This window comes from Paenibacillus sp. 22594 (assembly GCF_052044425.1).
Lineage (GTDB): Bacteria > Bacillota > Bacilli > Paenibacillales > Paenibacillaceae > Paenibacillus_AQ.
In genome coordinates, this window is the sequence record NZ_JBQENA010000004.1 from 1 (window position 1) to 21997 (window position 21997).

At 39.2% G+C, this 21997-nt stretch carries 11 protein-coding genes and 2 pseudogenes; 2 read left to right on the forward strand and 11 right to left on the reverse strand.

The window, feature by feature from the left end:
* The 11 genes from ACTJKB_RS14105 to ACTJKB_RS14155 form a co-directional block, all read right to left on the reverse strand.
* Positions 1-905, reverse strand: a 905-nt coding sequence (locus tag ACTJKB_RS14105) for a condensation domain-containing protein (protein ID WP_440834771.1), incomplete at its 3' end; no start/stop codon positions are given.
* Positions 906-926: 21 nt separating this feature from the next.
* Positions 927-1148, reverse strand: a complete 222-nt coding sequence (locus ACTJKB_RS14110) for a hypothetical protein (protein ID WP_440834772.1) — start codon at positions 1146-1148, stop codon at positions 927-929.
* Positions 1149-1185: 37 nt separating this feature from the next.
* Positions 1186-1929 (reverse strand): thioesterase II family protein, encoded by a 744-nt coding sequence (locus tag ACTJKB_RS14115; protein WP_440834773.1) that lies wholly within the window; start codon positions 1927-1929, stop codon positions 1186-1188.
* Positions 1930-1992: 63 nt separating this feature from the next.
* Positions 1993-6891: an SDR family NAD(P)-dependent oxidoreductase gene (locus ACTJKB_RS14120; protein WP_440834774.1), complete on the reverse strand. Its 4899-nt coding sequence runs from the start codon at positions 6889-6891 to the stop codon at positions 1993-1995.
* Positions 6892-6907: 16 nt separating this feature from the next.
* Complete coding sequence (locus tag ACTJKB_RS14125; RefSeq protein WP_440834775.1) at positions 6908-11578, reverse strand: SDR family NAD(P)-dependent oxidoreductase; 4671 nt, start codon at positions 11576-11578, stop codon at positions 6908-6910.
* Between the two features lie 20 nt (positions 11579-11598).
* Positions 11599-12840: an ACP S-malonyltransferase gene (gene fabD / locus ACTJKB_RS14130; protein WP_440834776.1), complete on the reverse strand. Its 1242-nt coding sequence runs from the start codon at positions 12838-12840 to the stop codon at positions 11599-11601.
* Between the two features lie 37 nt (positions 12841-12877).
* Positions 12878-14776, reverse strand: coding sequence for a beta-ketoacyl synthase N-terminal-like domain-containing protein (locus ACTJKB_RS14135; RefSeq protein ID WP_440834777.1), 1899 nt, complete (start codon positions 14774-14776; stop codon positions 12878-12880).
* Between the two features lie 16 nt (positions 14777-14792).
* Positions 14793-15860: an ACP S-malonyltransferase gene (locus tag ACTJKB_RS14140; RefSeq protein WP_440834778.1), complete on the reverse strand. Its 1068-nt coding sequence runs from the start codon at positions 15858-15860 to the stop codon at positions 14793-14795.
* A gap of 108 nt (positions 15861-15968) precedes the next feature.
* On the reverse strand, positions 15969-17099 hold the full coding sequence (locus tag ACTJKB_RS14145) for an ABC transporter permease (protein WP_440834779.1): 1131 nt from the start codon (positions 17097-17099) through the stop codon (positions 15969-15971).
* Positions 17096-18250, reverse strand: a complete 1155-nt coding sequence (locus tag ACTJKB_RS14150) for an ABC transporter permease (protein WP_440834780.1) — start codon at positions 18248-18250, stop codon at positions 17096-17098. The genes ACTJKB_RS14145 and ACTJKB_RS14150 overlap by 4 nt, the downstream gene beginning before the upstream one ends.
* A gap of 20 nt (positions 18251-18270) precedes the next feature.
* Positions 18271-19203, reverse strand: a complete 933-nt coding sequence (locus ACTJKB_RS14155) for an ABC transporter ATP-binding protein (protein ID WP_440834782.1) — start codon at positions 19201-19203, stop codon at positions 18271-18273.
* A gap of 710 nt (positions 19204-19913) precedes the next feature.
* On the opposite strand from ACTJKB_RS14155, the pseudogene ACTJKB_RS14160 reads away from it, so the two are divergent.
* Positions 19914-20341 (forward strand): annotated as a pseudogene (locus ACTJKB_RS14160) (transposase); the annotation flags it as partial.
* Between the two features lie 842 nt (positions 20342-21183).
* Positions 21184-21763: pseudogene (locus ACTJKB_RS14165) on the forward strand (transposase); the annotation flags it as partial.
* Between the last annotated feature and the right edge of the window lie 234 nt (positions 21764-21997).

A 21997-nucleotide genomic window follows, 5' to 3' on the forward strand; every position in this document is an offset into this window, starting at 1 on the left:
TTGGCAACGATGTTTGCCTTCGCATTTAACTCCGTATACGTCAGCTGCTCCGTCCCGCAGGATATTGCTATCCGATCCGGTGTTTTCTTAACCTGCGCCTCAAATAGGCTTTTGATCGATTCCTCGTGCGGATATTGCGTTGGCTTGGTTTGAAACTGGGTTAAGATTTTATCTCTATCCTCATCGCTCACGAATGAAATATCACCTACCTTCCTTTCCGAATCCTCAGCAAAGGCAGATAAAGCAATCGTTAGCATTGTTAGTATATTGCTTATTTCAAATTTGGTATAATTTAATTCATCAAAATGAATCACTACGTTCAACTGATTACAATCAAAAGAAAAATCAAGAAGCAAATCAGGTGAAATATCAGATAATTGTTCCTCAAGGGGGAAGTGTACGAATGGTTTCCCCTCGTCCGTTGTTCGATCCTTAATTGTACAAACCGTTTTAATCAAGTGATTGATTTTTTGGGGTAATATATCACAGTGGACATATTTCCTACTTTCCGCTTCTTGTTCATTTAGTTGCTGTAAAAGATCAAATAATACGTCGTCTTGATTACACCTCATTCTTACCGGAATAACACTGTTCAAAAGTGGATCGTCGATTATTGTTCCAAACATGACATCATCAGTATAATTATATTTTTGCAAAACAAGTCCCCAAGCAGCATCTATAATAACGTTCATAGAGATAGTGCATGCTTGGCTAAGTTTTGTAAGTTTTTCGCATACATGTTGTGGAAATACCCAGTCAATTTGACTCGTATCCGCTGTCCTTTTTGAACTCATTTTGTACGGGAAGAGTGGCTTAATCGCAGTCGGATTATCATCATCAAGTAAATATGTCCAATATGAAGACTTGTCTTCTTCATGTTTCCTGTTTGGAACGAATTTTCTCATAATGGCTCGCTATCCTTTCAATTATTCATTCTTTTGCTTTGCTACTTGCATACCGCCCATGATAAGCATAATAACCCCAATTACTCCCAGAATAACCCGAACTAAGAGTGGACTCACTGTAAACACAGTTTCACCTTGCCAGAACAATCCAAACTTTTCATTCAGCCCCAAAACCGCTAACAATGGCTTAAGGAACAAACTCAGCGCTAATAATACTATCCCCCAAATAACATTACTGTTCATTGATTAAAACCTCTTTTCTAATTAAGATGAATGAGGATTAGTTCACAATTTGCCTGTCTAGAATGTTATCCGCTATTCTCAAAGTTTGCTTGATAATATCCACAACAGGTCCATAATTCTCTGTAACAAAAAAGTGTCCACCATCTACCGAATGAAAAGCCGTTGCCCCACCTGCATAATACCCCCACTCGCTCATGTCATACATTATGGCACTGTGGTCGTTGCGGCCATTAATGACAGTAATATCACAAGCGATCTTATCCTTCTTCTCTTGGTGACAATACGTCTCTGATATCTTAAAATCAGCACGTAATATCGGTAAGAATAAATCAAGCAACTCTTGATTTTCAACTATTTCATGCGTATTGCCCCCATAACTCATAACTGCGTGCAAAAATTGTTCGTCTGGCAATCGATGAAATGAAGTTTTGTTATGCATATTTTGCGGTGCTTTACGTCCACTAAAAAAAATATGCTGCGGTTTATGAACACCGTTCTCGATTAACTTGAAATACGTTTCAAACGTAAGTAATGAACCTAAACTATGTCCATATATCGCATAATTATCGTTCGAATTAAGATTGCTTGCTATCGTGGCAGTGATATCCTCAACAATAGTATTTATATCGTCTTGAAGTGGCTCAAATAATCTCTTGCCATGACCCGGCAATTCTACCGGGAATAATTGTATATCACTATGTAACGATTTGTTCCATCTACGATATACTTCGGCGGAACCCCCTGAGTAAGGAATGCAAAATAACTTGATTTCATTGCCCATATCAATAACTCCTTTCTTCAATCCGACAATGCGAGATGTAATGATACAGTCATGTATCATTTATCATTTGTTACTTTTAATTACTTTTATCGCTTCATCGAAAGAGGATGCATTGCCTTGTTCCACATTGTCTAGCATTGACATAATATCATCATCTGACAATTCATAATTTGGTACATTAAACGCCATGTCATCGGATTGATCTGGACTGATACCGCGCTTCTTATCAATGAGCCCCGCTAATTCTTCTACTGAAGAGTGAGTAAAAATATCCGTGATATCAATCGTTCTAGGATATATTACATTTATTTCCTTTAAAAGCTCCATCGCGTGAATGGAATCCCCTCCGAGAGCATTAAAGCTCTCATAGATATCAATCTCCCTTAAATCCAAAACGATAGCATAGCGGAACGCCACTTCATTCTCTGTAGTCGTATAATTATCATTTTTACCTATAACGTGTACATCATCTGGTGTAATCGTCTGTTTTACTACTTGTTTTCTCTGTGTATTGTTACGACTTATATGACGATCAAGATTTTTCTTCAACCATGGCGATAGTTTAAATGGAAGATTATTCTCCCCTATTTGTTGAAGAATGTCATAATTAATTTTCCCCGGTACAACATGACTTAAATCGTGCTTTATGATCTCATTTAGCGCCTGAATAGCTACTTCTGTCTCCAGTGAACGGAACAAGGTAACGGCATCAGCAACCTGATAATCTACTGCCATGCCAACTTCACTCCATCCTGGCCAGTTCACTGTTTGTACAGGTACACCTTTTTTGCGAAGGTATGGCGCATATGCATCAAGGAAAGCGTTAGCTGCGGTATAATCACTCTGCCCTGGTCCTCCGAACAAAGATGTCATCGAAGAAAACAGAATAAAGAAATCAAGCGTTTCTCCTCTTGTCAGAGCATCCAATACTACCGTACCATTAATTTTTGGTCTTATGACATCACGAAATGAATTCATATTTTTGTTAAACAGAAATCCATCTCCTGCTATTCCCGCGCAGTGGATAATGCCATTAATAGGACCATATGCAGCTTTTAGCTCTGATAGAATGCTTTCCATTTGTACCATATCACTAACATCCGTATATCGAAGCAAAACAGTACATCCTAGGTTTTCAAGATATAAGATCGATTCAATAAGGGTTTTAAGTTTAGGATCCCCATTCAACAGTACTGTTTGCCACGTTGACCGGTCAGGCAATGCTTTACGAGCTAGAAGGCAGATTGTTCGTGCTCCCTTATTCCCTAAATCTAATGCCATTTGTAAACCTAATCCACCGGTACCTCCTGTAATTAAATAGACACCTGTTTGCTTAATCTCTATCTCCCTTACCAATTCTTGTTTCTGCTCGATTACAGTAAGTGCCTCCGTGAATCGTTGATTGTTTCGATATGCGACGCGGAAGGTTGGATACTCCGTCAACACCTCATCTAGCACAGTCTCCAAATCTGTTACCTCATCTATGTCGATACAACGATAGCGAAGATTAGGATACTCTGTCACAGTTGACTTGGTTACTGCCAGAAAGGCTGCGTGTGCAGGCTTGATACAAGCTTCTTCCCCTGTTACTTCATGTGCATAGTCAGTCAACAACACAAACTCGACAGAATCACGGATCGTTCTAAGTATCGCTCTGGTCAAATAAACTACACTATAGAGACCTTGATGTAATTCTTCTCCGTATCGCTCTGCTGAAACATCCGTTCGTGTAAAGTCAACGGTACTGAAGTGGTATACTGAACAAAGATTATCCACACCAATCGCAGCAAGCAGTTTATCATAATCTTCCTCATCTTCACCAACAGTAAACTGGGTTGCATTGATTTGGCTGAATTTTTTGCCAATTGAGACAAAAAACAATTGGCTGTCTTGATGCTGGACTCGTTCTGCAAGTGCACGAGCATAGTATTCACCCTTATCACAAAAAAACAATATATTACCTTGCACATTCCGAGTTTTTTGCATCGTTACCGGCTGCAGCATCCAGTTTATACCGTAGAAGGAGTTCTTATTAAACTCATTCATTTTTCTGATTTGCCTAAGTGTGACTTCTTCCACCTCTGCGATGAGATTTCCAGACATATCCACGAGTGAAACGCTGAACGTAAAAACTTCCGTGTTAGCATCCTTCGTCAAAGCAAGCTTACTGTAAAAATGACTCGGAATTCGGCGATAAAATTTTAAGTTTTTATACGATAAAGGCAATAATCTAAGCCCGCCCGAATAAATTCGGATAACAGGTACATTAATTGCATCGTCAACTAATGCCGGATGGAAAGAAAAATGGTCTAGATCAGACAAATACTTGTCTGAAATTTGTATCTCGGTTATAACTTCATCCCGATCACCATTTTCTTTGGTGAAGAAGTTTAATATGGAATTCCAACGCTCACCAAAATAATTAGCACTCTCCCCCCCCCAATTATTTTGAAACAGTTCTTCTTCTTCCGACGTTTGTTTAACATTAAACTTTATTAAAGCGGGATCTGATTCTATTTCTGAAAATGATAACTGTTTAGGCGGCATATCATCATGAATACAAACCGTACCTTTGGAATGTTCTATCCACACGTCCCCAGTAGATTCCTCATGCCTAGATACAAGCGAAAATTCTGCATTAACGTCATTGTGAGTAATAACAATATGGATATCCCTCTCCCCTTCATATGCTAGCAACGGAGCCATAAAAACGAGATCCTGAATCACAATATTTGCATTGTTAAAACAATGCTGGCATGCTTCTTTAATCATTTCAACAATTGCCGTTCCGACCAGCAGATGGGTGCCCATAAGCTTATGGTCGGTTATAACCCATTCTTTTGTTAGTTCGGGATTAATGAGATACACACTTTGCTTCATCGAATCAACAATACAATGATGAACAAGCGGATGTAATATCGTACTATCCGGTTTATTAAGGATAGATTGTGCCGCTGAAACCGCTTCAGCCCAATAATGCGTTCTATCAAATGGATATGTTGGTAAAGAAACGCGCTTATATGCGCCATTTTGATACAACTGCTTCCAATCAACTGTGGCCCCTTTCACATAAAGCTCACAAAGCTGGGAAAGATGTGAACTATTTTCACCCAAATCGCTCCCTGTTAATACAAGGTTTTGCGCTTCTTGTGTTATGCGATTTAGCTCACTAGTTAAAATATCGCCTTCATTTATACTTTGCCGCTTATCTGATACGACATAATTTTTTCCATAGTAAATGCGATGAGTGGCCATACTTTTTAAATCATTTTTGTTCAAAAGAGCAAGTTTTTCTGTTAAATCTTTGAGAGTATTGAAGACAATAGCGATTCGATAGGAATAATGCCCCCGGCCCGTGTTCGCTGTATAGCATAGGTTACCGACCGGTATATTTTGTTCATTTTCAAGAAACTGTTCATAATTATGAATTAAGCTTAGCAAAGCAGTTTCTGTTTTTGCCGATAGAGTAAGTACATTATCTAAAGTCGTGTCCGGTAACAGAGCAGAATCCTTATATTCTTCCACAATAAGGTGGCAATTTGTTCCACTGAAACCAAATGCACTTATTCCTGCTCGCAGCGGCATTTCCCCGCTATCCCAGTCCATGCATTTGTCGACTACATATAATGGTGAATCGATAAAATTAATGTATGGATTCGTCTCCTCAAAATGAAGACTCGGTGGTAACATCCGATGTTTCATAGATAGAAGAACTTTTAATAGATTTGCTGGGCCGGCAGCACCGATCGAATGTCCAATGTTTGTTTTCACAGAGCCAATTCCACAGAATTGCTTTTTATCCGTAAATTTTGAAAAAGCATTAGATAAGCCAGTAACTTCAATCGGGTCACCGAGCAACGTTCCAGTACCATGTGTCTCAACGTAACTGATAGATTCAGGTGAAACGTTAGCTCTTTTCCACGCATTAATGATGACTTCCTCCTGAGCAAGCGGATTCGGAGCAGTGATACCGTTTGAAGCCCCATCATTGTTTACTGAGCTCCCCTTTATCACACCATAAATGTGGTCGCCATCTTTTATCGCTTTCTTTAGTGGCTTCAATAAGAATACAACTACACCTTCAGAGAACACTGTACCACTGCTCTTCTTATCGAAGGTGCGGATGCGATAATCTGTGGATTGGACGGAGTCCATAATATTCATATCCTCATCTGAAGTTTCCTTGTTAGCACTATCTTGCATATATAGACCAGCGGTGCCGAGGTTAATCCCACCTGCTAGTGCCATATCACACTCTTGATTGCGAAGCGCACTACACGCTTCATGTACGGCGACAAGTCCGGAAGAGCAGGCAGTATCAACGATGAAAGCTGGCCCTTTTAAGTTAAACGTATAGCTAATACGACTTGCTAAGATACCACTCCAAAATCCACTTAGTTTCATCTGATCATCTACGGTCAGGTGTTTATAATGGATAGAGTTTGTTTGATCTTTTCCTACAAATACACCCATGTTCGAATTGGTTATCGTCGGAATGCTATAACCGGCATCTTCGATTGCTGTCATCGCAGTTTCCATGAATACCCTTTGCTCAGGTTCGATATAGCGTGCTTCCCGTGGAGGAATCCCGAAAAAGCCGGCATCAAATTTATCCCAATCCGTAATATAACCACCTTGAAACTGCTCAAGTTTGTCATAATTTTCTGGCGAAGGTGTATAGCCGATATACTCGCCAAAAGCCATATTCTTTAATATCATCTCGTCAAAAATGAGTCTATCTTCAGGTTTCGGTACAAAACACAACCTACCATTCACTAAATTATCCCAGAATTCCCCTGAATTTTTTGACATAGGCAACTTGCTTGCAACGCCAATGACCGCTATTTCGGTTAATTCATCTTCTTCATTTTTTTGAAGCTTTGCTAACAAATTTACTGCTTCTGTTTGGGAAATATGCTGCTTGCTGAGTTGATCTAAAATAAATCTCTTTACAGTGTTCATAACTAAATCACTCCTTTTAATTGTGCTTATCAAGCAAAGATAGCACTTGCTCCATATTCATATCCCCTGCAACGAATTGGTCTATCATATCTTTTATGTTATTACTACTTTCTTTCTTAACTGTTATCTTGTCGCTCTTCATTGTCTTTGCCTCAATATGTTGTGCAATTTCTACTACTGTAGAATATACAAACATATCAGTGATCACGATGATGCCAGGGTAGAACTTATTCAGTTCTTTTTGAAGATATGCAGCAAGCAATGAATTGCCACCCGATTCAAAAAATTTAGCATGGATATCTACTTGATCTTTACCGAGAGCTTGCGACCAAGCGTAGATTACATTTCTTTCAATAACAGTAAGATCACTCTTATTCTTACCGATCACAACGATCTCTTTGTCTTCGGGGTTAGTTTCCTTAATCCAATGGCTCTGGTCGTTACCTCTAAGATTGCTATTATCCTCAAACAAACTGATAATAAGATTGCCGTGTTCCCTCTCTAGTGCTTTATAATCTATATCTCCGATCAGTACCTGTGGCAACTTTGTTTCCAAAGCATGCCAGAGAGCGGCAGCTCCTTCCTCATCATTAAGGAATCGCGCATACACCCCTTCTTCTCTTATACCACTTACTACCGCCATTCCAGATTCACGCCACCCTGTCCAGTTAATTGTCAAACTAGGCAACCCTAATGTACGGCGGTAATATGTAAAACTATCCATAAACGCATTCGCAGCGACATAATCGCTCTGTCCCGCTGAACCGAATATGGAAGAATAAGAAGAACACATCACAAAAAAGCTTAATGGATCATTGCGTGTCAGTTCATGCATTATCCAGGTTCCGGCAATTTTCGGTCTTAAAACCGATTCATATGTTTGCCATGTCTTATTCATAATGAAACCATCTCCAGCAATACCGGCAGCATGTATCACCCCGTGGATCGCTCCATGTGCATCTCGTATTTGCTGTAATGTAACATCCATTTGTACATAGTCAGAAATATCAACCTGCATAATATCCAATGAGAACCCTTGAGACCAAAGGTTCTGCACCTGCTCCAGTTTCTTGCGCAGAATTGGATCAACAGGATCCGATAGAAGCGAAAATGTATCTCTCGAATAAGTTCTATTAAGTAATACGATATTAATAGTAGGATTAAGACTGAATAAGTGCTGGGAAATGGCTAACCCCATGCCGCCTAAGCCACCTGTGATGATATAAACCCCGTTATCGATTAACGTCATTTGTTCATCATCAAGAGTTGTTCCCTGTGCGATATTGTTAAGTTGTTGCATATACTTAACATTTTTTCGATAGGACACAGCATGCAACGCTTCATTGCTAAGCATGTCTTCGATTAGAACGTCTGCAGAAGTATCGTCATCAATATCTATTACGCGTGTCTGTATGTTCGCATACTCTCTGCCAATCGAATTGACCATACCACTCAATCCGTAGCTCAACGGTTGAATCCGTTCTTCCTCACCGGTTACTTTTGTTGCATTCGAGGTGAATATAACCAAGTTTATAGAATGACGAACTTCTTGGTTAAGTAATTCCTTTACCAGGTTAAATGTGCTTTTGAAGAGCAATTCCATCTCTGTTACAAGCTGTGAGGCTGTTTGCACCTCTTCATACATAAGCGAAGCAATATGAACAATATATTTGATCTTCTCCTTCGCCAATGAAGATAGAATGGTAGCAAAATCATATGCCTCTCCTAACTCTACAGCTATCATCCGTTCTCCAAAGTACTGTCGCATCTGCAACATCAAAGACGAATTGAGTTGCTCTCGACGATACATGATGAGAATGCAATCGTCTTCCTTTACAACATTCACCGCTTTATCAAAGGCGTCAGGGCAAGCAATCCAGTGTGTCGTTCTATACTGATGTTGGGATGACCTCATAAAGTTTTCCTCATCATGGATTTTTTTAATAACATAATTGTTCAGCTCCCCAATGATACGACCATTCTCGTCCAGTAGCGTGATATCAAAAGCCGCAAACTCCTCCGTTGCACGCTCTTGCTCTTTTAATTTAATATAGCTATACATTCTAGCCGGAAGAGGTTGATAGAAGCGCGCTTGTTCACAGGAGAACGGCAAAAAGACATCATTAATAATCAAATTTCCAGAATTAATTGCCGGATCAAGTAAAGACGGAAACAGTATATATTGATCCAATTCTTTTAGTAAGGCTTTATCAACTGAGAAATAAAGTAAAAGTTCTGTATCATTTTTATAAAGTGCCGATAAGTTATTCCATTTATTCCCTTTAATTTCCACGATTGATTTAGGTGCCAATGATGTATGCCTATCAATTACCTCGCAACGAGCTATTATCGATGGGACATCGATTGATATATTTTTAGGAGGCGCATGTTTTCTTGTGCGCACAGATACTTCTAAATGATGAATCCATTCAATTTCCTTATTATTTTTACTAAAGCAGTTTACAGTAATACCATCATGTTCTTCTCTTATAATGGTATGGATTGTACGAGTTTCATGGGTGCCACAAGCAAATGGAACAAGATATAATAAATTCTCAATATTAAATTGAGCATGTTTTAGAAACCGCTCACTTACAAATACTGCCATTTCAAAAAAAACAGTGCCAGGTAAAATATGAACACCATTTATCATATGACATTTTAATTCCCAACATTGTTCAACATTCATCTCTGTCATATATACATGCATACGATGGGTGTCTACTACACATGTATGAACTAATGGATGAAGATTCTTTTTGCGAGATTCAAACATTTCTTTTTCTTGCCTAGACGGTAACGAAACCCAATATCTTTTGTGATCGAACGGATAAGTAGGGATGCTCAACTTACGTCGTTCTTCTCTTCCATATAATTGTGCCCAGTCAATAGTCGCCCCTTGGACATATAGTGCAATTAATGCATTTAACAAGTCTTTATTTGGGTCCTTGTCCGACTCATGGATAATTTGCTGTGTTATTTCAGCAGCTTTTTGCGAAATTAATTGCACCGTATTGCGGTGAATATATCCATCCGTAATATCTGAATCCGTTATTTTATGTTCGCTGTAGACATACCGGTTATCCTTAGAATGCTCTGTGAAGCTAATTGCGAAAAGATCTTCCGGAGAATGAAGAATCATCGCAAATCGACACCCAAAATGAACTCTTCCGACATTGGCGGTATAGCATAAATCATCAAGATTGCAGTTTGGCGTTTGCATTAGGTATTGCTTATACTGCTCAATATAACGGCGAACGGTCTGTTCATCTTTGGCTGAAACCGTAAAGATTCTAGACTGCTTTGGACTATGTATTACACTATCTGTTTGGGGAGCTTCTTCTAAGATGATGTGGCAGTTTGTTCCGCTCATGCCAAAGGAACTAACGCCACACCGTCTTGGATAATGCGTTGACTCCCAATGACATAACTTATCATTAACATAAACAGGAGATGATGAAAAATTAATCTTTTGGTTAGGTGCTGTAAAGTGAAGCGTTGGAGGTAATTGCTTATGCTTTAGCATTAAAACTGCTTTAAGCAGCCCTACCGCTCCAGCTGCACTATCAAGGTGACCCACGTTGCTCTTCACAGATCCGATTGCACAGAATTGTTTTTTGTCTGTCACTCGGCTGAACGCACGTTCGATACCATTAATTTCAACAGGATCACCGAGTTTTGTTGCTGTACCATGCGCTTCAATATATGATATCGTCTCAGGATTAATTCGAGCATCTTTCCATGCCCCTCTTATGACAGATTCTTGAGCTTCAGCATTTGGTGCAGTAATGCCAATTGAAGCTCCATCCTGGTTGATACTCCCCCCTTTAATAACCGCGTAAATATTATCGCGGTCGCGGACAGCTTCGCGTAACAACTTGAGGATGAAACATACAACACCTTCTCCTGTGCCTGTACCATCAGCATCATAGTTAAACGTCTTTGTTCTGGAAGAAGAAGATTCAACTCCCATCTTGTTCTTAATCACTTGTGGTGCAGGTGTCATTTTGAAGCGAACAGCACCCGCAATCGCCATTGTAATACTACCATTTTTAATTTGCTCACAAGCCATATGTACAGCTACCAAAGAAGAAGAGCAAGTCGTATCAATATTAACTGCAGGTCCTCTTAAATTTAATATGTAGCTGATTCTACTTGCGATAATGGCATCCACATTTCCAGAAACTGAAATTCCGTACGTATGCTCATCACTCTCTTTCAGCAACGAACGGTAAGAATCAGGTGGACTTGTATGGCCCAAAAACACACCTGTCGGACTTCCCTTTAAACAACCGCCACCATAGCCTGCATCCTCAAGTGCTGTCCAAGCCGACTCCAAAAACATACGTTGCGCCGGATCCATGAATTCAGCTTCCCGGGGTGAGATATTAAATACACTTGGATCGAATAAATCGATTCGGTCCATATACGCACTTTGCCCTAAACTTTCAGGTATCTCCTTCTGGTGCATGTACTGATATGTTCGAACCGCATCTTGATACCGTTGTTGCGGAAAATCAGTGACCAAATCCATCCCATCACGGATATAATCCCAAAACTCTTTAACATTGTTGGCTTTTCCAACTTGTGCATGTAAACCAATGATCGCTATATCTTGAATAGAAGGTTCATGACAATCGGAATCAGATAGCGAATACGGTATTTGCTTAATCATATTCAAATCCACTGGATAGCCCCCTTCTTTTGTTAAATTGCATTGTAATCAAAAGGCTCAAAAATGGTTTCCGTATTGGAATCTCTAAATAACTCTTTTAATCTTGCGATCTGTTCTTCCCGGCTTGTTTGTTTCGTTTTGAAAACCATTAGCATCATCGTAATAGCCTGTTGCATCTCATCTTCAGTAGCAGTTCTTCCTTCCTTCTCAATCTCGCTCTGAAGTGCACTTAACTTGTTATAGGGTTCAATAACCCCTCGTTGGTATTGTTCACTATCCCAGTTATTATTACGGGTAGCCGCAATAATACCTAAACTTCTGGACAAAAACGGAATAGCAGTATTCTGAATATGTTTTTCCAGCTTTGCGATATCTTCAACATGATCATATGCAAATATAGGCGTGTCACCGAAAATGTTATTCATCAAGTTTTTAAGTACATGTCCCGGACCTACTTCCACGCCATACTGGATCATATATTTTTTAGCATAGAGCATGCAGTCTACCCAGCGAACAGGTGTATACATTTGCGCTGTGAGATTAGGAATGATATCTTCACTGCTAAGGTAAGGCTTAGCTGTTACGTTAGAAAGGACAGGTATCGTAAAATCTTTAAACCGGTATTTATTAAGTTCTTCTTCAAAAAGCGTTGCGACTGGTTGCATAATGTTACAGTGAAATGGAGCACTTACATTGAGATAAACAGATTTTATTCCTTCTTCATTCAATACATTTACAACCTGATCAACAGATTTACGATGCCCAGAAATAACAGTTTGTGTGCGTGAGTTATAATTTGAGATACTTACCATTTGGTTTGATTGAGAAACCGAACGACAAATATGCTCAAGTTTCTCCACATCACGCATCAACACTGATACCATGCAACCTGCTTCCGGTGCAATCGCTTCTTGCATCAACTCTCCCCGTTTGCGCACAATTCTGACAGCATCCGCAAAATCAATGGCACCTGCACAAGTGAGTGCAGTAATCTCACCTAAACTATGTCCAGCCATTAAATCGGGTTTAATCATGTGCCTGTCCATCAGTACACGAAACATGGCTACACTTGTTGTTAATATTGCAGGCTGGGCATTATGTGTTAATGTCAAATTTACTTGATCACTTTCAAAGCACAACTTCTTTAGATCAAGTGACAATACCTCACTCGCTTCCGCAAATACATCTGAAGCAATTTTAGAATTTTCACATAGTGCTTTTCCCATACCAACATACTGTGAACCTTGTCCTGGAAAATAGAATGCTTTTCTCATCATTATAATTGATTAGGCCGTTCATTAACGCCCTAATCTACCCTCCTATCCAACATTTCGATTGTGTAAAACAGTAACCTGGAACATCTATCAGTTTGGGCTTTTCGTCATGAAACAACTTATTAAAATCAATGGCATGACCATTCACATAGTACTGAGCTATTTCACGCATATCGTGATTGGCAAAAGAAGATAGCATGCCTTGCTCTACATCACGATTTTCTGCAACGCTCTTTTTTCTTTTGTTATCATAGTAAATATCACAACTGGATTTGTTTTGGACGATCCATTGGCTTAAAGCCTCATAGAGTTCATCAAATGTACGGTAAACAACCGCTAGACGAAATGGACTATAATGCTGGCGACGTGCTAGAACCGTATAGGAAAAATCAAGCGTGTTAGCCTTCTCCGTATCTTTATATTCCTTTATAAATTCTGTGAACTTGCTAATTGTCTGTTGCAAGGAAACAAATGTGTGCCCCGAAATACAAAATAAATAGGAGTCTTTAATCCACGGCTGGAAATTATGTTCATCAGGAACATACTCTTCATATATGGCTAGTGCATTCCCTCCACCATATCCACTAGAAAACGATGCAGCAATACGTTTTTTTCCTTCCTCAACTTCCCAGTCTTTTAATTTGTCATTTATGTAAAATGGCGAATTGATTAAATCCAAATAGGCGGAAGGGGTATCAAATTTATAGACAGGCGGTATCTGCTTATGCTTTAAGGCAAGCACACAACACACAGCATTACTCATACCTAGCATTGCTTCTGAATAGCCTAAATTAGCACTCGATATGCCAAGTGCACAATATTGTTTTTTCTGTGTAGAAGTTTGAAAGCCATTAATTAATCCTTTAACTTCTAACGCTTGTTCAATTCTTTCACAATACCCTTCACCGTCAACATACGTAATATCTTCCGCTCGTAGATTCGCATCGATAAGCGCTCTCTGTACGACTTCTGTAATCATTTCCGAACTTGTTTGAAGAAAGTCACTGGAAGCCCCACCACTATTATTTGTATCTACTCCCCTGATAATTCCATGTATCCGGTCTTGATCTGCCACAGCCTTATCAAGCGGCTTTAAAAACAAGGCGATTGCTCCTTCACCTACATAGTTACCTCCAGGCTCATCATCATAGCCTTTACTCGCAATATCCGGCGCATGATGAAAAACTTCATTCAATACTATTCTTTTATCAAGCAAATGCGAAATATTGATTCCCCCGACAAGTGCTGACGTAATTTTACCCATTTCAAGCAAATTGCAAGCCTCATAAAGCGCTAATGCAGCACTAACACAGCTATTCTCAATCACAGTTGAAGGACCTCGCAAATCAAATTGATTTGAAAGGCGTGTAGCAAGAAAGCTTGTCCAATTCAACATATACGATTTCATGTTAACATCACCGATGTACTTAAGATAATTAGTTATTTGATTAGCAGTAAAATTAGCGGCGATATACACACCTGTAATCTCATTTCTGCGGTCTGTGCTAAGATACCCCGCATCTTCAAGTGCCCGGTAAGCAGCTTGAAGCATGATTCTATGGCTAGGTTCCATCAATGATGCATCTTCATGCGATAATCCAAATAATTCATAATCAAACTGATCGATATCTGATAAAATGGCACCGTAATGATAATTACGCTCATCTGTATCTAACCTACCCAATAATTGCGTAGCACATGTTATTCTATCCTTTGGACATGCCTGTATTAACGTGCGCTTGTTTGATATTACATCCCATATGTCATTATAATTATCTGATACAGGGGATTTCCAACCTATCCCAACTATAGCAACTGGTGTCTTTTGCGAATTCAGACCCTTTAATATTTGTCCTGCTTCTGCTTTATCTATTCTCCCCTCTTTGAACATGGAGATAACGAGGTCCATTGCAACTGTCTTTTTAGTTGTTATCACATTGTTCGCTCCTTCCTTAAAACAAACCACTAACCGGTGTGCCATTTGTTAGTAACGTGTTCTTATTCAAATCAGTGAACATATCAACATCTTCGATAAGCGTTTCTTCCTGAAGATCGGATAGCCTTAGCTTTATCTCATTTGCATCACTCCTTTTCCCATGCATAATTTGCATAAAATAGCGGCTTGCATCTGCCATATCTAAGTCGGAAGGTTGTTCATTGGAGTACGAATACTTATCATAGATGTCATTCAACTGATTGTACGGCATCACGACATTTTGAAGATAATCCTTATCGTTAAAATTATTGTTTGGTACACTAACTGCAACTCCTAACATTCTTGACAACAAATACGTCCTGTTAAATAACTTCTTTTTCTTAAACAGTTCGGTGGAATAATAAGGGTCGCCTTCATGATCCATGGTAAGAACGCGTGCTGCAGGCTCAACCTCTAACACCTGAGGACGTAACATGTTGGAAGGACCTATTTCAATGTAGCGATAAATACCTTGGCCCGTCATATATCGAATTGTATCTTGCCAACGTGTCTGAGTATAAGGTTGTAACATTAGCCTTACGATATCTTCACTGTCTGTATATATTTTGCCATCTACAGCGGTGACAACGTTTTCAACATGCCTTTTTAAGGGTATTTTTGCGATAATCTCCTGTAACCGAAACGATATTTCTTCCCTATCTGATGTATCACTTTGGGACAAAGTAATTTGGTTATGTTCTACAATAAAATTAAGTGCGTCTGAAAAATCGATTGCCCCTGAACAAACTAATGCCGACAGTTCTCCTATATTGCGACCTGCATAATAATCCGCCTTGATATTAAATACATCTTGAAATACAGTAAAAAACGCAATACTCGTTGTCAAAATAGCTGCCTGCACAAATGTTGTATCATTGAATTCCTTACTATCACCGTACATAATTCGTTCTCGAAGATGATAACCTAGACACTCGTCAGCAATATCATAAACTCTTTTTGCAGATGCATAGTTGTCATACATGGACTTTCCCATCTTTAAATATTGTGATCCCGTGCCTGGCAGTAATATCGCTATGTTATACATAAACGCTCCCTCCTTGGATGTTAAGACAGGTCGTAATCCATTGGATTACGACCTGTCTTAACATATCATTTACTTTTTTGATCTATCAAAATTGTTTCTATGTTCATATCACGTCCTAACCTTTTCATTTCTTACGATAAAAGAAACAAATATAAGTAGAGCTGCAAAGCTAAGCATATATATCAGTTGCTGTGAAGCAGCAGCAATACCTTTCCCGGCTATAACATCCCTACCTGCTTGCAAAAACCATGTCGTCGGAAAAAAATCTCCGATCTGCTGCGCAAATTTAGGCATAATCTCCCGCGGCCAAAAACACCCCCCCAGCATTAGCATAGGAAAGTAAATTAAAGTCGAGAGCGAACTAGCCATTAGGCGGGTGTTCGAGAATCTACTGATTGCTACACCTAGAGCGACACAAACAAGAGAGAAAGCCAAGCACACGAGCAACACTTCTTGTTTCTCCTCAGAGGTCTGCCCGAATGGAAAATCTACTATGCTAGATATAATGTTCAGTAACAATACTGATTGAATAGCAGCGATAACAAAACATGCCAGCATATTTTGTATGAGATAACTTAATCTTGAAACGGGCGTAACTGCAATACGATCATACACACCTGATAGTTTATCCTGCAAGATTATTCTGGTGGAGAATGTCATGAGAAATATCATACCACAAGCAATAAATCCTAATGATTTTACTGCATTCCTGACATCTCGTTCTGAGCCTGCATACTTAAGCCCACTTTCATATGTAACGTTGAACATGCTGTTCTTGTAATAGTCCATGCCTTGGTGAAAAATCTTCTCATCACCTCCAGACGCTCTTGCAATTTGTTTTGCAGAAGATACATAGCTTGACACATACACTTTTACAGGACCAAAGATGTCAGTACCTGCTAAATCATAGATTAATACAGAGACGTCCTCACCATTCAACAAGCTTTCAGTGAAGCCCTGCTGAAAAAGCAACCCACCGTCTAGTTCTGAATTGATAACCATGCCTTTGACATCATCATTACTCGTCAGATTGATAATCTCGTACTGCCCCTTCAATTCTTCTATAAAATCTTGCGTGAACATGGTATTGTCTTCATCTATTATCCCAACTTTATATTGAACTTCCTGAGATGTCACCACAATCAAAAAAACAATCAGTAAAATAGGTATAACAAAAATAAACAACAAACTCCAACCCTTCTGGAAAACACGTCTAATACAATTAAGAAATATTGTCATTCTACCGTCCTCCTCGAAGCAACCAGGCTTACAAGCACTAATCCGACACAAATTAATATCATTACTCCAATATTAATAAGTGCCTGTTCCACTTGATTCCCATATATGACATTGAAAAGAGCAGTCTTAGCATAATAGCTTGGTGATAGATAGGCAAGTGATCCAAAGTCCACGATTACAAAACCGCCAACGATGAAAGTCCCCCCCAGCGTTATAAAATTGGATAATGATTGTGCTTTTTCAATGCTACGTGTAATAATAACCAGCATCATCCCAAGTAGTGTAACGAGTATGGATAATATAAACAAAGTAAGAAGTACAACTACGATATGGTTTCCCCAATCCACACCATATACGTACTTTGTTAACAAAAGTAAGATGACCCCTTGGAAAAATGTCACCAATGACAAACCAAGTCCTTTGCCAATATATTGTACATACGGTTTCACAACAGACAAGCGCATTCGATTACCTAAAGTGCCTAAATAGTCTTCAGACGCCATAAAAATACCGTATTCTTGCCCGTATAATAAAAGCATCAGTATCATCGCTATGCTGTAATACCCCATCGCAGTCGTCGCTTGCAAACTTGAATTTGAACTTGTTAAGGATTGTTCTTTGACATTTTCTTCATTATTCTTCTGCGGCTCGGAACTCATCGCATCGACTTCTGTTTGTCCTGTTAAGTTGTAAATAACGCTAGACGTATTCATCAAATTGGTTAGACTGCTTACAATGTTCTTAACAACCAGCGTAGGTACACCGTATTCTGTTGATAAGTAAACATTGACGACATGGGGGAGATCTCTATCGTTAGAGAAATTATCAGGAATATAAATAATGGCATCTGCTTTATCCTTATTAATAAGAACTTTGCCATCATCTAATGACTTAACCGGCTTTAGTTTCGCAAGCTGAGTAACATCATTTGAATGCAAAACAGCATCAAAAATAGCGCCATACCTGCCTGAATCAAGGTTTACATAAGCTATTGTGACCTTCCCCAATGACTTTTGTATATCATATGTACTACCGAATACCGAACCCAAAATGAGAATAATGATAGCATATGTAAGCAGATTAATTAAAATTGCTTTTGGATTCATGATTATCCGTTTAACCGCATAGAACATCTGGAACAAAATATTCATTTCATATCCTCTTTTCCGAATTAATCACGCAACTTTTTACCTGTTAATTGGAGGAAAACAGTTTCCAAATCCGGTTTTTCTACTGTCATAAATTTTATGTTAAAGTGTTGCTTGATTAATTCTTCCAATAAACGAGGAATACAACTGTCACCTTTATCTAGTTTAATTTCTAATATCTCTTTGTTAACACTAAAGGACAAGACTCCATCAAAGGACTCGATTACTTTGACAACTTCTGCTGTATTAGCAGTGAGTTCCAATCTTAGGCACTGTTCGTGGATATGGTCTGCGATTAATTCGTCAATTGTCCCAAGTGCAATTATCTGGCCGAAATCCATGATAGCAACACGGTCACAGATTGCTTCAATCTCTTCCATATAGTGAGTCGTATAAATGACCGTCGTGCCTTCTTTGTTCATTATACGGATAGATTCCAAGATATGATTGCGTGATTGCGGATCAACCCCAACCGTCGGTTCGTCCATAAATAGAACACGCGGTTTATGCACAATCGCACAAGCAATATTGAGCCTTCTTTTCATGCCGCCTGAAAAAGTGCTCACTTTCGATTTCCGTCTGTCCCACAGACCAGTAAACTCCAGTGCCTTCTTAACCATTTTTGCTAATTCATTTCCTCGCAGACCATACAATCTGCCCCAATAAGTGACATTATCTATCGCATTTAACGTTTCAAATATAGCAATTTCTTGAGGAACGTAACCAATTTGACGTTTAATTTCTGTCGCATGTGTAGAAAAGTCTTTGCCAAGTATCTTCACTGAGCCACTGTTAAAACGTAAAAGTCCTAATATCGCATTCATCAACGTAGACTTTCCAGCCCCATTAGGTCCTAGCAACCCAAATATCTCACCTTCACGTATGCTCAGATTAACCCCTTTCAACACATCGAGTTTATTGTACTTTTTGACCACGTCTGAAACTTCGATTATCATACGCATATCCTCCATAATACAGGTCGTCATGTTCTACCCCCACATTAATAGTAAAAGAATCAATCCCATAAATCTCAGCCCATGTAATAACAAGGTTCTTCAGGAATAAAAAAGGAGTGCCTCCCCAAATCTCGAATAGGTTAAGCGACTAAGCAAACCAAAGAGACGAGGTGAACTCCCTATGACCTATATTCGACACAAGAGTCTATTTACACTACACAATTTGTTTGGATTGGAACGGAAACATTGATTTGATGTTATATTTTTTTCAGCAATGGTCTATTCTCTTGTTGCTTGAATTATTATTAAACATTTATTGAAAAGACTAGATGAGCCATCCTATTTCGCTTTGATTGTGGATTCTCTCTTGCAGAAGCGATTCCTTCAGCAGCTTCTTATTCCCAATTAGTAGCAAAGTTCTCGAAGACATTCAGGAACTCGTGCTCAAGTAGGCTGTTGTTGAGGGATTTATTACAGACGATACTATTGCCATAAGATGCAACCCATATCGAAGCACGAGATCAAACCCCAGCCAAACAAGGAAATAGCCTGGTCGAAAGCTTAAACACGAGCGTGAATCTTGGCTCAAAAAAAGCAAATGGAAGAAGAACAGAAATCAATCTATGAAAAAGAGAGCGCCGCTCAACTAACCGAAACATATTTTACGTTAAGAGACGAAATCCCCATCAATCCTCACTGGGAATTCAAATGACGGAAAAGCTGCAATTCCATTATTGAATGGGATCACTTTACAGTGTCCAAACTTCACAATTAAGTATGCAACTACTATAGATGCAGGATATGACTACGAAGCAATTTACCAAGAAGTTAGTAAAACTAAAGCATTTGCTATTATTGCATGTAACCGACGGCGAGAAGCTGAATTACTGGATTTTTACGAGTACTTTGCTCCAACTTGTGTGCGAGAGTATACCTACCGATATGACAATCGCAAAGCAACGATCTGCTGTAGAACGAGTTAATGCTTTTTTAGAGGAATATTTTCAACATAACAATGTAAGACACCGTTCAGGACAAAAAGCTAAGTTTCATTTTTAACTTGGTCACTTTGGTGTACAACTGTACAAAATTAGCTTGTGACCGCATAAACAAACAAGCTCAGTATAATGCAGCATAAGATTCAAAAAAATGAAGTTGATGGGATTGAAGTACTCTGTTGCTCTTTAAGGCAACGCATTATGAAAATGATTCAAATGTTAGAAGATTCGAATAAATTCCATCAATAATGATCTACTTGATCACGCTCCACATTGTGCAACTCAATCTACAAAAAATAGCGACCTATACATTCATTTACTTATAGGTCGCTTACTCTTATTTATTTGTGCCTAATTACTCATTGAATAATCTATGACATTTTTCAAAAATAAAAAAAAAAAAAACATAGCTTCGCCCTCTCGTCCAGCCGTGTTTTTCCGCCGGCACTACTCAAGCTACTTGTTATGTCTCCTTATGACCAATAACGTGCCGAAACATCGATTATTGCCAGTGAGGTATTGTTATATTCATCTTCATCAATATCATTAATAGTGTTAATATGTATGATCAAATGATACTCCCAATCATAAATATTGTCAATAAATATCAAAATATAGGTTGAATACAGGTCGGTACCAATTTGTTCAAAGTTTTTCCACACTAGTTATTGTTTAGATATTAAAATGATTAAATTTGTTTCTTTACTATAGTCTTTAACACACTTCACGCATACGTGCTAATGCATATACGGCACTTTAATCCCAGATGTGAATACACGAATCACCAGTAGCCTTGCTTTGACATCGTTTAAGAGTTTCTTGATTTCCTCCTCGAATACAGGAAGATCATTTTTCTTCACGGCTCGGTATAGATTCTGCTTATATTTCTCCGCCGATTTCTCCCGCCACCAACTATTTCATTTTCTTCTGGTATTGATAATAATCTAAGACGACAAGCCGCGTACCATTGTCATATCAGCGCTTTGGCAAGAAGCGTTTTGTGCACATTTCTACGCCCGCTTGGCCTGTTCCCGCTGTCATATTGGTTTTGTATGGTCGTATGCGTGGGTTGGACCGAAGGAACAATACAGTCGGCTCTTTCGAGAAAAGACGGTTAACCAGGCGCTCGTTTCCGCAGCCGCCTATAGCGCGAGAATGCAAGAAGCACCGGCTAGTACGGTTTTGTTATGCATCAAAGGGCGCTTCCCTTCGAGAACGAGCGTCTGCTGGAGTAGCCTTGGGGTCAAGCGAAAGATACCGAGAAACTGGTGCTGGGCATCGACGATTCTGCGATCAAAAAGGGAAATACCTACAATACCGGCATTCAGCTCTTCGAGGTGAATCCATGCTGGATCTGATTGACGGGCAGAAGCTGGAGGACTCTCCGTACGTATGTCGAGCAGCACCTGGAGTTCCTGAAGCTCGAGCCCAAGGCGGTTGTCATGGACCTCGCCCAAACATATCACACTTAAATTCGCGAGTATTTCCCTCGGGCGATTCGAATTTCGGATCGGTTTCACATTCATGGTTACGTAATTGAAAGCGTCCAGACCGTCCGAAAGTTTCAACCGCTAATTTTGTGTTGAGCCGAAAATTGAGCTTTTTTCCGTTGAACTAAACAACATTTGAACGAACTGACCTTGTTTTGCACCTCTTGAAAATGCGGTCAATGGCCAACTTATATTGCTTTAATCGTGTATGTGCTGATTAGGACTCTTTATGACTATGATAGTTCAGCTGTCCCCAAACATGCATCGCTTATCTTTATGCAATTTTTTCGTCTTCTTTTGCTGGAA

Excerpts from the sequence above, each read along its gene's own strand:
- ACTJKB_RS14110 (WP_440834772.1), bottom strand. The coding sequence starts at position 1,148 with ATGAACAGTAATGTTATTTGGGGGATAGTATTATTAGCGCTGAGTTTG.
- ACTJKB_RS14155 (WP_440834782.1), bottom strand. The coding sequence starts at position 19,203 with ATGATAATCGAAGTTTCAGACGTGGTCAAAAAGTACAATAAACTCGAT.
- ACTJKB_RS14120 (WP_440834774.1), bottom strand. The coding sequence starts at position 6,891 with ATGAACACTGTAAAGAGATTTATTTTAGATCAACTCAGCAAGCAGCAT.
- ACTJKB_RS14150 (WP_440834780.1), bottom strand. The coding sequence starts at position 18,250 with ATGAATATTTTGTTCCAGATGTTCTATGCGGTTAAACGGATAATCATG.
- fabD (WP_440834776.1), bottom strand. The coding sequence starts at position 12,840 with ATGAGAAAAGCATTCTATTTTCCAGGACAAGGTTCACAGTATGTTGGT.
- ACTJKB_RS14140 (WP_440834778.1), bottom strand. The coding sequence starts at position 15,860 with ATGTATAACATAGCGATATTACTGCCAGGCACGGGATCACAATATTTA.
- ACTJKB_RS14115 (WP_440834773.1), bottom strand. The coding sequence starts at position 1,929 with ATGGGCAATGAAATCAAGTTATTTTGCATTCCTTACTCAGGGGGTTCC.
- ACTJKB_RS14145 (WP_440834779.1), bottom strand. The coding sequence starts at position 17,099 with ATGACAATATTTCTTAATTGTATTAGACGTGTTTTCCAGAAGGGTTGG.